9 protein-coding genes are annotated in these 13123 nt (G+C 65.2%); 8 read left to right on the top strand and 1 reads right to left on the bottom strand.

What is annotated here, in order from left to right:
• Positions 1–3: 3 nt before the first annotated feature.
• Positions 4–234, bottom strand: a complete 231-nt coding sequence (locus LDO54_RS23925; protein ID WP_224013154.1) for a contractile injection system protein, VgrG/Pvc8 family — start codon at positions 232–234, stop codon at positions 4–6.
• Positions 235–1079: 845 nt separating this feature from the next.
• On the opposite strand from LDO54_RS23925, the gene LDO54_RS23920 reads away from it, so the two are divergent.
• From LDO54_RS23920 to LDO54_RS23885, 8 genes are all read left to right on the top strand, one after another.
• Entirely contained in the window at positions 1080–2039 is a 960-nt protein-coding gene (locus LDO54_RS23920) for a SphA family protein (protein ID WP_224013153.1), read from the top strand.
• 278 nt (positions 2040–2317) lie between these two features.
• Positions 2318–2707 (top strand): hypothetical protein, encoded by a 390-nt coding sequence (locus LDO54_RS23915; protein WP_224013152.1) that lies wholly within the window; start codon positions 2318–2320, stop codon positions 2705–2707.
• Positions 2708–2895: 188 nt separating this feature from the next.
• The gene (locus LDO54_RS23910) at positions 2896–3852 is read left to right on the top strand and encodes a LysR family transcriptional regulator (RefSeq protein WP_224013151.1); all 957 of its coding nucleotides are present in this window, start codon (positions 2896–2898) and stop codon (positions 3850–3852) included.
• A 231-nt stretch (positions 3853–4083) separates the two neighbouring features.
• Positions 4084–4758, top strand: a complete 675-nt coding sequence (locus LDO54_RS23905) for a response regulator transcription factor (protein WP_224013150.1) — start codon at positions 4084–4086, stop codon at positions 4756–4758.
• 223 nt (positions 4759–4981) lie between these two features.
• Entirely contained in the window at positions 4982–8251 is a 3270-nt protein-coding gene (locus tag LDO54_RS23900; protein WP_224013149.1) for an efflux RND transporter permease subunit, read from the top strand.
• A complete protein-coding gene (locus LDO54_RS23895) occupies positions 8241–9491 on the top strand; it encodes an efflux RND transporter periplasmic adaptor subunit (protein WP_224013148.1) in 1251 nt (416 codons plus the stop codon). Before LDO54_RS23900 ends, LDO54_RS23895 begins: the two co-directional genes overlap by 11 nt.
• Positions 9484–11055, top strand: coding sequence for an efflux transporter outer membrane subunit (locus LDO54_RS23890; protein WP_224013147.1), 1572 nt, complete (start codon positions 9484–9486; stop codon positions 11053–11055). Before LDO54_RS23895 ends, LDO54_RS23890 begins: the two co-directional genes overlap by 8 nt.
• A 312-nt stretch (positions 11056–11367) precedes the next feature.
• Positions 11368–13059 carry a purple acid phosphatase family protein gene (locus LDO54_RS23885; protein WP_436975667.1) on the top strand — a complete coding sequence of 564 codons (1692 nt, stop codon included), beginning with the start codon at positions 11368–11370 and terminating at the stop codon, positions 13057–13059.
• Positions 13060–13123: the final 64 nt, after the last annotated feature.

Genomic DNA, 13123 nt, shown 5'->3' with positions numbered 1-13123 from the left:
TTTCTACTGCAAATCAACACCGTTCACATAACGCACGGCGGTCTCGCCGCGCCAGATCGTGAACGTGGCCAACTGATCGAGCACCGTGCCGAAATCGATGGAAGGATCGGTACTGGAAAGTTCGACGTTCAGCCTGAACGGGCGGCTGATGCCCTCGTCCAGCTGGAAACTCACGACGTTGAAATCGATGGAGGAAATTCTGAAAGAGAAGCGCACATCATTTTGTCGGGTCATTCGTGTTTCCTTCGATGATTAGCTTCAGGAATATATTTCGAATGTTTCCGCCACAACCTAATAATCCGCAATGTGGCCGATACAATATTAGGACTCCAATCTTAATCTCCGCCAGATTGGCATGCTGACAGCCGTCAATAAATTCCCTGATCGCAACGTAAACTCCAAAGGTCATCAGATATATCTTGGACGATCTCGCACATCGGCGCGGTTACGATCTTTCTCTTGCGAGCACAGTAATCAAAAATTGAGACGACCGAAATGCCACCATCTTCCCAAAAATCTGTGGTGGTTAAGTCAGCCCTGAAATATCGGAGCGGCACATCGCCCAATCTAATTCATCAATAGATATGGATTACTATTTAATTGGCGAAATATCCATTCCGATCGCTCTCTGACGACTTTGCCTTTTGACGTTCTATCCCTCGCGCGACTATCTGCTCCCTGCCCAACAGGTGACTGCCGGGTAGGACGCGCACCTGGAGTTCCTCAATGCGCTCTTGGAGGGCATCGCGCAGGCATCCGGCGCGTCCACGGCCTTTATCCGCTTTTCTCCTCGAACCGGCCGCAGCTCGAAGAAAGTGCGTTAAAACACGCCACACTGACACGCGTTAGGAAACATCGCACGCGTTATGAAAATTCTGATGAAGAATGTTAGCCTTGGCGAGCCATGTCTGGCCCGCATTCGCAGCATCCGCTTCACACCGCGTCGTGCGTATTCAGCGCGCATGACCCGCATCATCGAATAGAGGAAAAACAACAGGAGATCGACGGTGACGATCACGGTGCAAACGAAGGTGCAACAGAAAGCGCAAAGGAAAGCGCAACACACGGCGCGCTGCGCCATGCGCAAAGTCAAACACACAGCCTGCCAGGCCGCGCTCGCCGCACTCGGACTGGCCGGCGCCACGACCGGCCACGCCACGGAAAGCGCGCTCGGGCGTCCGGTGGCGGGCAGCAGCGTGCTGACGGGCGTGGCCGAAGTGCCGCCCGCCGGCATCTACGTCGTGAATCTCGAAGACCTCTATCTCGACGGTTCGATTTCCGGTTCGCGCACGGTGCCGATCAACGGCAAAGCCTCGCTCGGCATCGACGCCAAGATCAACTTCACGCTCGCATCCATCCTGCGCGGCTGGGGCAGCATCGGCGGCTGGAGTTTCGCCTCGGGCATCACCGTGCCCTATGTCTGGACCGAAGTGACCGGCACGGCGGGCGTCGGCCGCTTCACGAGTTCGACCACGCAAAGCGCCTCGAACTTCTACGACCTCTACTTCACGCCCATCGAAGCCGGTTACAGTTTCTCGGCGAACTCGCATATCGCGCTGAGTTTCAACTTCTGGGCGCCCACCGGCGGCTACAACCCCAACGCGCTCGCCAACACGAGCCTGAACAACTGGACCTTCGTGCCGCAAGTCGCGTGGACGCAGCTCGTGCCCGAGTACGGTCTGGAATTCGACGTGGTCGCGGGCTTGCAGTTCTACACGCGCAATCACGATACCGATTACCAGAACGGCGCGCTGTTCACGCTCGACGCGCTCGCGCTCAAGCGCTTCGCGAACGGCGTGGGCGTGGGTCTCGTGATGGGCACGGTCCAGCAACTCGCCGACGACACCGGCCCGCTCGCCGATCGTCTCAACGGTTTTCGCGGCCATGATTTCGCGCTCGGTCCGATCATCACCTACGACACCAAGATCGGCGGCAAGGCGCCGTTTTCCGCGAGCCTGCGCTGGGTGCCGAGCATCGCGAGCACCAATCGTCTGAAGAGTACGTCGACGGTGATGGCCACGGCCACGCTCGCGTTCTGAAGGCTTTCATCGAGCATCCAAAAAACGCTCCGTCCCGCGCACGCGCGCGCATCAGCCGCGTAAATCGGTAAATGACACGGCTGTCATGAAACGCCGCGTGCACACCCGCCATGAGCGCAGCACGCCCTCCCGTCACGACGTTCGCGCACGCCGGCCACGCCTGCGCAACTTAATGCTTTCTAAATTAGTTTTCATGTTTGGTGCGCGGCAACTTAAAACACCGCAACCGGGCCGGAACCGATAATCCTCTCCAGATTCAGGACTGAGAGGAATGCACCATGCAAAAGCCGATGTCGGTCGAACTCGTGAACGAATATGGCGAACAGGCGCTGTGCGTAAAGGTCGATGACCGCGCCGCGCTGCTCGACGCCGCCGAAGTCGATGGCCTCATCGAGGAGCTCGGCAAGCTGCGCGCCTCGATGCGCCCCGCCGTGCCCGATCAGCCATTGCGCTCGCATCAATATGTGATCGAAATCGATCCGTGCTGGTACACGGAACGCAATCCGCTGTTCGACGGCGCGGTGCTGTTCCTGCGCCATACCGGCCTCGGCTGGGCGGGTTTCGCGATTCCCACCGAAAGCATGCACCGGCTCAAGGACGCGCTGAACGCGCACGAAGCCGCCGCGCAGCGCGAGTCGCCCATGCCCATGCACGCGCTGCCGAACTGAGCGCACTGCGCTGCGCGTCGCCGCAGCCCGCAGTACTCCGCATCATCCCGTGAATCCGGGCCGCGCGTCGCGGACCCGGCGAGCGCGTTCGCCTGCGCGGCGCCGGCTCGTCCCTGTATTTCGGGGCTTGTTTTACGGGCCCATTCGCGCAGCCCCGTTTTGAGCCTTTACCGGCACGGACTCGTCACATGAACCAGCTACAAGCCATGCGCGTGTTCACGCGCGTCGTCGATCTGAGCAGCTTCAGCCTCGCCGGCAAGCAGCTCGGCATGTCTGCCGCAGCCGTCACGCGCAGCGTCGGCATGCTCGAAGCGCATCTGAACATGCGCCTGTTGAACCGCTCCACGCGCAGTCTTTCGCTGACCGAAGCGGGCCGTCTTTATCTCGACGGCTGCCGCGCGGTGATCGACAAACTCGACGAAGTCGAGTCGGAACTCGTGCGCGCCACACGCGATCCGAGCGGCGTGCTGCGCATCGCCGCGCCTTCGGTGTTCGCGAGCGGCGCACTGACCGCGCTGCTGAGCGCGTATCGCGACGTGAATCCGCGCGTCGATTTCGACGTGACCGCCTACGACACGCATATCGATATGATCGAAGGCGGCTTCGACGTCTGCTTCGCGACCGACCGCCAGCAGGTGAACGCGTCGCTCGTGAGCCGCAAGATCACCTCCGTGAAGGAGATCGTGGTGGCCACGCCGAGTTATCTGTCGCGCCGCGGCATGCCGCGCACGCCCGCCGATCTCTCGCAGCACGATCTGCTCGCGGTCTCCGACGCGCCGCGCTCCTGGGAATTCGCCAACGCCGACGGCGCGCAGCGCGTGAGCGCGAACGGCCCGCTCACGGCGAGCGGCTACGCGACCGTGCGCGCGGCCGTGCTCGCCGACATGGGCGTGGCGCTGCTGCCGCTGCCGCTCGTCGCCGACGACATCGCGCGCGGCGTGCTGCTGCCGGTGCTGAACGCCTTCGATGTAAACGGCGGCATGCAGCACGTCTCGATCGTCTATTCGGGCCGCAATTATCTGACGATGAAAGTGCGCAGCTTCATCGACTTCGCGGTCGAGCAGTTCCGCAGCCATCACAGCCACGCCGGCGCCAGCCTGCATGCCGCCGCCGCCGCGCCGCTCGCCTTGCGCGCCGTGGCCTGACGCGCGGCGCGCGCTCGCGCTGTTTAGCTCGCTGTTTAGCTCGCTGTTGCGCTCGTTGTTACGCTTGCTGTTGCGCTGATCCGTGCTGCTTCGCACGCGTGCGCTAGTGCGCGTGCGAGTGGCGCCCGCTTTCGCCCCTGTCCGCTTTCGCACGCCGGCGCCGTGCGCGCGCTCCCATTGCGCGCGGCGCGCGCCCGACTCCGTTTCACCCGTCACGACGCCTGGAAAGCCATGCCCAGAATCCTCACCATCGAAGACGACGCCGCCACCGAAGCGAGCGTCGTCCCCACGCTCGCTTCCACCGGCTTCACCGTCGATATCGCCCGCTCCGGCCGCGAGGGCATCGCGATGGTGATGGCCGGCGACTACGACGTGGTCGCGCTCGAACGGCGCCTGCCCGATCTCGACGGCCTCACCATCGTCACCACCATGCGCGGCGTGGGCATCGAAACGCCCGTGCTCGTGATGAGCTCCACGACCAGCGTGGAAGAACGCATCCAGGGTCTGCGCGCCGGTTGCGACGACTATCTCACGCGGCCCTTTTCGATCGACGAAATGTCGGCGCGCGTGGAAGCGCTCGTGCGCCGCCGCACGCGTCCCGCGACCACCGAAACCGTGCTGCGCGTGGGGCCGCTCGAACTCGATCTCGTCAAGCGCAAGCTCACCTGCCGCGACAAGGTCCTGCGGCTGCGCCCGACCGAACTGCGCGTGCTCGAATTCATGATGCGCCACGCGGGCCAGGTGCTCACGCGCACGATGATCTTCGAAGGCGTGTGGGGGGGCCGCTTCGATCCGGGCACCAATCTCGTGGACGTGCACGTGGGCCGTCTGCGCAATCGCGTGGATATGCCCGGCGAGCCCTCGCTCATCCGCACGATCCGCGGCTCGGGTTATCTGCTCGGTTGACGTTTTCGATCGCATAGCACACGTGTATTTTCCTTTTAGCGTTTCGTAGTCCTTTTTTTTAAAAAAAGCCGCCGATAACTAAAACTTGTTTCATTTGTCTGGTTGCAGGACGTTACAACCCGCCCGCCACAATACCGGCGTCGGACTCCTCCGTGGAGGGCAAGCCTTGCCCGCTTTGGCCACGAAGGATCCGACGCCGATGTTCTGAACGGAGCCCCTTCTGATGCTGAAAATCGTCCGGCTGGCCTTGAACCGTCCGTACACGTTCATCGTGCTGGCCCTGCTGATCCTGATCGCTGGCCCGCTCGCTGCGTTACGCACGCCAACCGATATCTTTCCTGATATCCGCATTCCCGTGATCAGCGTGGTGTGGAACTACGCCGGTCTGCAACCCGACGACATGTCGGGCCGTATCGTCACTTACTACGAGCGCACGCTCGGCACGACCGTCAACGACGTCGCGCACATCGAATCGCAGTCGTTCCGCGGCTACGGCATCGTGAAGATCTTCTTCCAGCCGACCGTGGACATCCGCACGGCCACCGCCCAGGTGACCTCGGTGTCGCAGACCGTGTTGAAGCAGATGCCGCCCGGCACCACGCCGCCGCAGATTCTGAATTACAACGCGTCCACGGTGCCGGTGCTGCAACTCGCCCTCACGAGCAACACGCTCAACGAGCAGCAGCTCGGCGACTATGCGACCAACTTCATCCGGCCGCAGTTGCTGTCCGTGCCCGGCGTGGCGATTCCCACGCCGTACGGCGGCAAGACGCGCGAAGTGCAGATCGACCTGAATCCGCAGGCGCTGCAGGCGCGCAAGCTCTCCGCGCAGGACGTGGCGAACGCGCTCGCGCAGCAGAACCAGATCATTCCGGCGGGCACGCAGAAGATCGGCCGCTTCGAATACAACGTGCGCCTGAACAACAGCCCGCTCACGATCGAGGCGATCAACAATCTGCCGATCAAGACCGTGGATGGCGCCGTGATCTATATGCGCGACGTGGCGCACGTGCGCGACGGCTATCCGCCGCAAGGCAATATCGTGCGCGTGGACGGCCATCGCGCGGTGCTGATGTCAATCCTCAAGAACGGTTCGGCTTCGACGCTCGACATCATCGCGGGCGTGAAGGCGAAGCTGCCGCTGATCGAACAGTCGCTGCCGCCGAGCCTCAAGCTCGTGCCGCTCTCCGATCAATCGGTGTTCGTGAAGGGCGCCGTGAGCGGCGTGGCGCGCGAAGGCATCATCGCCGCCGCGCTCACCTCGGCCATGATCCTGCTGTTCCTCGGCAGCTGGCGTTCGACGCTCATCATTGCCGCGTCGATTCCGCTCGCCGTGCTCGCGGCCATCGCGGCGCTCGCGGCCTGCGGCGAAACGCTGAACGTGATGACATTGGGCGGCCTCGCGCTAGCGGTGGGTATTCTCGTCGACGATGCCACCGTGACGATCGAGAACATCAACTGGCACCTGGAGCAGGGCAAGGACGTACGCAGCGCGATTCTCGACGGCGCGGCGCAGATCGTCATGCCCGCGCTGGTTTCGCTGCTGTGTATCTGTATCGTGTTCGTGCCGATGCTGCTGCTCGACGGCATCGCGCGCTACCTGTTCGTGCCGATGGCCGAATCGGTGATCTTCGCGATGATCGCCTCGTTCGTGCTCTCGCGTACCTTCGTGCCGATGATGGCGCGTTACCTGCTCAAGCCGCACGCGTCGCAAGGCCATGCGTCGGGCGAACTCGCCGCCGTGATGGCGCCGCATGGCGCGCACGATCGCGTCGTGCGCTCGCGCAATCCGCTGGTCAATTTCCAGCGCGGTTTCGAGCGCCGCTTCGAACGCGTGCGCGCCGGTTATCGCGGCGTGCTCGGTCTCGCGCTCACGCATCGCAAGCCGTTTATCGTGGGCTTTCTCGCGATCGTGATGCTGTCGTTCGCGCTGGTGCCCTTCCTCGGCCGCAACTTCTTCCCGAACATCGATTCGGGCGAGATCGAAATTCACGTGCGCGCGCCGATCGGCACGCGTGTGGAAGAAACCGCCGACCTGTTCGATCACATCGAAGACACCGTGCGCGAGGCGATTCCCGCCGATCAGCTCACGAGCATCATCGACAACATCGGCCTGCCGAACAGCGGTATCAACCTCACGTATAACAACAGCGGCACGATCGGACCGCAGGACGGCGACATCATGATCTCGCTGTCGAAGGACCACGCGCCCACCGCGCAATACGTGAAGGCGCTGCGCACGCAGTTGCCGCGTCTGTTCCCCGGCACGACGTTCTCGTTCCTGCCCGCCGACATCGTGAGCCAGATCCTGAACTTCGGTGCGCCCGCGCCGATCGACGTGCAGGTCAGCGGCCCGAACATGACGGCCAACAAGCACTATGCGAACGAACTGCTGCGCCGCGTGAGCACGATTCCGGGCATTGCCGATCCGCGTATCCAGCAGGCTTCGACGTATCCGCAGCTCACCGTGGCCGTCGACCGCTCGCGCGCCGACGAACTCGGCATCACCGAGCAGGACGTGACGAACTCGGTGGTCGCGAGCCTTTCGGGCACGAGCCAGGTGTCGCCCACCTACTGGCTCAATCCGAAGAACGGCGTGTCGTATCCGATCGTCGCGCAGACGCCGCAGTACCGCATGACCACGCTCTCGGACCTGCAGAACCTGCCCGTGACCAGCAAGAGCGGCGGCTCGCAGATTCTCGGCGGCCTCGCCACGATCACGCGCGGCACCGCCGACGCCGTGGTCTCGCACTACAACATCGAGCCGCTGTTCGATATCTACGCGACCACGCAAGGCGCCGATCTGGGCGCGGTGTCCGCGCAGATCCAGAAGGAGATCAAGGCCACCGTCAAGGACGTGCCGAAGGGTTCGACCGTGACGATGCGCGGCCAGGTGCAGACCATGAACAGCGCGTTCACGGGCCTGCTGCTCGGTCTCGCGGGCGCGGTGCTGCTGATCTATTTGCTGATCGTCGTGAACTTCCATTCGTGGGCCGACGCGTTCGTGATCGTCTGCGCGCTGCCCGCCGCGCTCGCGGGCATCGTCTGGATGCTGTTCACCACGCACACGCCGCTGTCCGTACCGGCGCTCACGGGCGCGATTCTCTGCATGGGCGTGGCGACAGCGAACGCGATCCTGGTCGTGTCGTTCGCACGCGAACGTCTCGCCATCACGGGCGACGCGATGCGCGCCGCGCTCGAAGCAGGCTTCACGCGCTTCCGCCCGGTGCTGATGACCGCGCTCGCGATGATCATCGGCATGGCGCCGATGGCGCTCGGTCTCGGCGACGGCGGCGAGCAGAACGCGCCGCTCGGCCGCGCCGTGATCGGCGGCCTGATCTGCGCGACCTGCGCGACGCTGCTGTTCGTGCCCGTGGTGTTCAGCCTCGTGCACCGCAACGACAAGCGCGATGACGACACGGAAAACGACATCGCCGACGCATCCCACCATTCGGAACAACTTGCCCTCGAGGGAGAATCCCATGTCCACTGAAGTCGACATCGCCTCGCCGCAACCCATGCGCCATCTGAAAACCGTCGCCGCCGTCGCGCTGATGGTCGCCGCCGGGATCGTCTCCGGCGGTCTGTTCAGCCGCGTGCACGCGCATCAGGAACTCACGTCCTGGACCGACGCGCAGGCCGTGCCCACGGTCGCCACCGTGCTGCCCGAACCGAGCCCCGCCTCGCAGATGCTGGTGCTGCCCGGCCATCTCGCGGCCTACATCAACGCGCCGATCTACGCGCGCGTCTCGGGTTATCTGCACGCGTGGTACGCCGATATCGGCACGCACGTGAAGGCCGGGCAACTGCTCGGCGTGATCGACACGCCCGATCTCGATCAGCAGTTGCAGCAGGCGCGCGCCGATCTGCAAAACTCGATCGCGAACGAAAAGCTCGCGGCCACCACGGCGAAGCGCTGGACCGAAATGCTCAAGCAGGATTCGGTCTCGCAGCAGGAAGCCGATGAAAAGACCTCGGACCTGATCGCCAAGCAGGCGACCGTGGAAGCGAATCAGGCCAACGTGCGCCGTCTCGAAGCACTCGAATCGTTCAAGCGTTTGACGGCGCCGTTCGACGGCGTGGTCACGGCGCGCAAGACCGACGTGGGCGCGCTGATCGACTCGGGTAGCGGCAGCGGCCCCGAACTCTTCACGGTCTCGGACGCGAGCACGCTGCGCGTCTACGTGAGCGTGCCGCAGAGCGACGCGGCGTCGATCCAGCCCGGCATGCACGCGACGCTCACGGTGCCCGAGCGCCCCGGCATGAAGTTCGACGCCAAGCTCGTCGACACCGACCAGTCGATCTCGCCCGCCTCGGGCACGATGCTCGTGCAGCTCGCCGTCGACAACAAGCAGGGCCTGCTGTTCCCCGGCGAGTACACCGAGGTGCACCTCGCGATGCACGGCGACGCGAACGCGCTGTTCGTGCCCGCGAGCGCGCTGATCTTCCGCGCCCAGGGCATGCAGGTCGCCGTGGCGGGCGCCGATCACAAGGTGCAGTTGCGCGACGTGACCATCGGCACCGACCTCGGCACGCGCGTGCAGATCATCGCCGGTCTCAAGGCGGGCGAGCGCGTGATCGACAATCCGCCCGACTCGCTCGCGAACGGCGACGTCGTGCGCCTCGCGGCCACGGCGGCGACGAATGCGCCGGGCGCTTCCGCGAAGACGGCGGCGAACCCCGCGCCCCAGGCCACGCAGACCGCGCAAGCGGCGGAGCCGGCGCATGGTTAAGCCGTCCGGTTTGCACACCAAGGTGCGGCTCGTCGCGCTTGCGGGCGCGATGCTGCTGAGCGCGTGCTCGTTCGCGCCCGCGTATCACGCGCCCGCCGCCGCGATTCCGACGCACTTCAAGGAAGCGGGCGACTGGCAGACGGCGCAGCCCGCCGACCAGTTGCCGCGCGACGGCTGGTGGAAGGCGTTCAACGATCCGATCCTCGATCAGCTCGAGCCGCAGGTTCAGAAGGCGAATCCGAACATCGCCGCCGCGCTCGCGCGTCACGACGAGGCCGATGCGCTCACGGCGCAGGCGCGCTCGGCGCTGATGCCGACCGTGGGGCTCGGCGCCTCGGTGGAGCGCGACCGGCAGTCGGCGCTGCGTCCGCTGCGCGGCTCGAATCAGCCGAACGTGTACGAAACGAACACGCTCGGCGTGGGGATCGGCTACGACCTCGATCTGTGGGGCAAGGTGCGCAACGAGGTGAAGTCGGGTCAGGCGAGCAGCGAGGCGAGCGAAGCCGATCTCGCGTCGCTGCAACTGAGCCTGCAGGCGAAGCTCGCGACCACGTGGTTCAATCTGCTCGGACTCGATCAGCAGTCCAAACTGCTCGACGACACCATCGCCGCGTATCGTCACGCGTTGCAGCTCACCGAGAGCCGTCATCGCGGCGGCATCGCGTCGGACCTCGACGTGTCGCGCGCGCAGAACCAGCTCGCCGCCGCGCAGGCTTCGTATGACGACGTGAGCGCGCGCCGCGCGCTCTACGAGCACGCGATCGCCACGCTCGTCGGCGTGCCGGCCTCGGAGTTCAACATCGCGCCCGACACGCTGCGCCCTCGCCTGCCGAACCTGCCCGCCGGCCTGCCCTCGGCGCTGCTGCAACGGCGCCCGGACATCGCGGCGGCAGAGCGCCGCGTGGCGGCCGCGAATGCGGAGATCGGCGTGGCCAAGGCCGCGTTCTTCCCCGACATCTCGCTCGATCTGCTCGCGGGCTATCAGAGCGACACGTTCAATCCGTGGCTCTCGGCGCCCAACGAAATGTGGGCGATCGGCCCGTCGCTGATGCAGACGATCTTCGACGGCGGCCGCCGCGAAGCGCTCGTGCGCGGCGCGCGCGCGAAGCTCGCGGAGAACGGCGCGGACTACAAGGCCACCGTACTCAACGCGTTCCAGCAGGTCGAGGACAATCTCGCGCTGCTGCATCACCTCGGCGACGAGGCGCAGCGCGAGAACGAGGCGCTCGACGCGGCGCAGCGCACGCTCACGCTGTCGATGTCGCGCTATCGTGACGGCGTGGTCAGCTATCTCGACGTGGTGACGGCGCAGACCACCGAACTCTCGACGCAGATCGCCTCGCTCGAACTCGATACGCGGCGTCTCGATGCAACGGTCGGTTTGGTTCAGGCGATCGGCGGCGGATGGAGCACGAAGCAGCTCGATGGGGATACGGCTTCGGCGGCTTCTGCTGCATCGGGTGCATCGGCTGCATCGGCTACGACAGCCGCATCCGCGCATGCACCGGCATCGGCATCGGCGAAAACCGAAGCCAGCGCCAACGTGCCCGCCAAGGCGTCGTAACACGCGCTCATCGGTTCATCGACGAAGCGCCCGAGCGGCGCACGCAGCACGCATCCGGCGTGCCGCGTGCGCCGCTTTTTCGTTGATCATTTCGTTGAAGATTCGCGAGCCGCCGCGCCGCTTCGGCCGCCGATGTCATCGCGCGGTCATGTAAGGAAGCCATCGTTTCGCCGACACTCCACGAAGCTTGCGACGAAGCGTGCACGATCCGCCGCGCATTTTTCGCACGGCAGCGCTCGCTTCGGCGCTCCATTCACGAGGCGATGGCAGATGACGAAGAAAAATAGTCCCGACACCGAGAACACCGGCAGCATCGGCAACACCAGCAACACGAACAACCTCAGCGCAGACAGCGCCGCGAACGTCTCGCGGCGCGGCTTCCTCAAGCTCGCGGGCGCGTCCGGCTTCGCGAGTGCGGCAGGCGCGGCCGCGGCGCTCGCGGGCGTCGCGCGCGCCGACACGGCCACGCCCGACGGCACGCCCGAGCAGATCCACCTGACCTGGGGCGCGGACCCGACGAACGAAGTCGTGATCTCGTGGGCCTCGCTCGCGGCGGCCACGCGCCCGCGCGTGAGCTATGGCGCGGACCGCAGCCGCCGCGAAACCGTCGACGCGCTCCAGCGCACCTACACCGACGGCCTCACGGGCGTCGTCGTGTTCACGTATCACGCGCGCCTGCGCGGTCTGCACGCCGACACGACCTATCGCTACGAAGTCACCGCCGACAACGACAGCCACGCGAGCAGCCCGTTCAACGCGACCTTCACGACCGCGCCGCACGGCCGCAAGCCGTTCCGCTTCACGAGCTACGGCGACCTCGCCACGCCGAACACGGGCTGGGTGCTCTCGTCGCCGCAAAGCCGCTTCGCGGTGGAAGCCGTCGAGCGCTTCCAGCCGCTCTTTCACCTGCTCAACGGCGACCTCTGCTACGCGAACCTGAACCCCGCGCATCAGACCGAGGTGTGGCGCGACTTCGGCAACAACGCGCAGACCTCGGCGTCGAACCGTCCGTGGATGCCCTGCCCCGGCAATCACGAAATCGAGTTCTACAACGGCGCGCAAGGGCTCGACTCCTACCTCGCGCGCTACACGCTGCCCGACAACGGCTCGCGCTTCGCGGGCCGCTGGTATCGCTTCCGCGTGAGCAACGTGCTGTTCATTTCGCTCGACGCCGACGACGTGGTCTATCAGGACGCCGCCGCGTTCGTCGCCGGCCCCGCGCCGCTCGTGCCCGCCGCGAGCACGGGCAACGCGCCCGTCGCGCCCGGCACCTCGTTCTACGTGCGCGGCTACAGCAACGGCGAGCAGACGCGCTGGCTCGAACGCACGCTCAGCGATGCCGCGCACGACGACGACATCGACTGGATCGTGGTGCAGATGCATCAGGACGCGCTCAGTTCGTCGAAGACGGGCAACGGCTCGGACAAGGGCATCCGCGAGGCGTGGCTGCCGCTGTTCGATCGTTACGGCGTGGATCTCGTGGTCTGCGGCCACGATCACGACTACGAGCGCAGCTATCCGGTACGCGGCTGCAACCATCACGCGGGCACCGACGCAAAGACGGGCGCGCCCGTCGACACGCTGCAGCCGAAGCCCGTCACGCACGCGCAATCGGCGGCCAACACGTTCGACACGCGTCACGGCACGATCCACCTGATACTCGGCGGCGGCGGCACCAGCGCGCCGCTCGACGTCTACGGCGTCGATGCGGGCAACGGCCTGCCGCAGGCGCAGATCTTCACGAAGCCCAATCGTCCAGTGCCGGGCGCGACGGCGGGCACCTTCGTGCGCCCTGGCGCCGACGCGGTCGAGGACGCCATCTGGTCGGCGCAGCGCGATACGGGTACCGGTTATGGGATCGCGGTGTTCGACGTCGACCCGGGCGCGCATGGCGGCAAGACCACCATCACGATGAACTACTATCACGCGCCGGGCGCGGACCAGACGCCCACGCCGAACTACGAACTGTTCGAGACGATCACGCTGGAGAAGTCGCGCGGGTAGTGGTTCGGGCAAACGCTCGGGTAGTCGCATATCGGTGCCTTTGCGCCGATAAAAAAAGCGCCGC

Origin of the sequence: Paraburkholderia tropica (assembly GCF_914484835.1) — a bacterium.
In the GTDB taxonomy this organism is placed as follows: Bacteria; Pseudomonadota; Gammaproteobacteria; order Burkholderiales; family Burkholderiaceae; genus Paraburkholderia; species Paraburkholderia tropica_A.
This window is presented reverse-complemented; position numbering and strand designations above follow the sequence as displayed.

Excerpts from the sequence above, each read along its gene's own strand:
- LDO54_RS23890 (WP_224013147.1), top strand. The coding sequence starts at position 9,484 with ATGGTTAAGCCGTCCGGTTTGCACACCAAGGTGCGGCTCGTCGCGCTT.
- LDO54_RS23895 (WP_224013148.1), top strand. The coding sequence starts at position 8,241 with ATGTCCACTGAAGTCGACATCGCCTCGCCGCAACCCATGCGCCATCTG.
- LDO54_RS23920 (WP_224013153.1), top strand. The coding sequence starts at position 1,080 with ATGCGCAAAGTCAAACACACAGCCTGCCAGGCCGCGCTCGCCGCACTC.
- LDO54_RS23910 (WP_224013151.1), top strand. The coding sequence starts at position 2,896 with ATGAACCAGCTACAAGCCATGCGCGTGTTCACGCGCGTCGTCGATCTG.
- LDO54_RS23925 (WP_224013154.1), bottom strand. The coding sequence starts at position 234 with ATGACCCGACAAAATGATGTGCGCTTCTCTTTCAGAATTTCCTCCATC.
- LDO54_RS23900 (WP_224013149.1), top strand. The coding sequence starts at position 4,982 with ATGCTGAAAATCGTCCGGCTGGCCTTGAACCGTCCGTACACGTTCATC.
- LDO54_RS23905 (WP_224013150.1), top strand. The coding sequence starts at position 4,084 with ATGCCCAGAATCCTCACCATCGAAGACGACGCCGCCACCGAAGCGAGC.
- LDO54_RS23915 (WP_224013152.1), top strand. The coding sequence starts at position 2,318 with ATGCAAAAGCCGATGTCGGTCGAACTCGTGAACGAATATGGCGAACAG.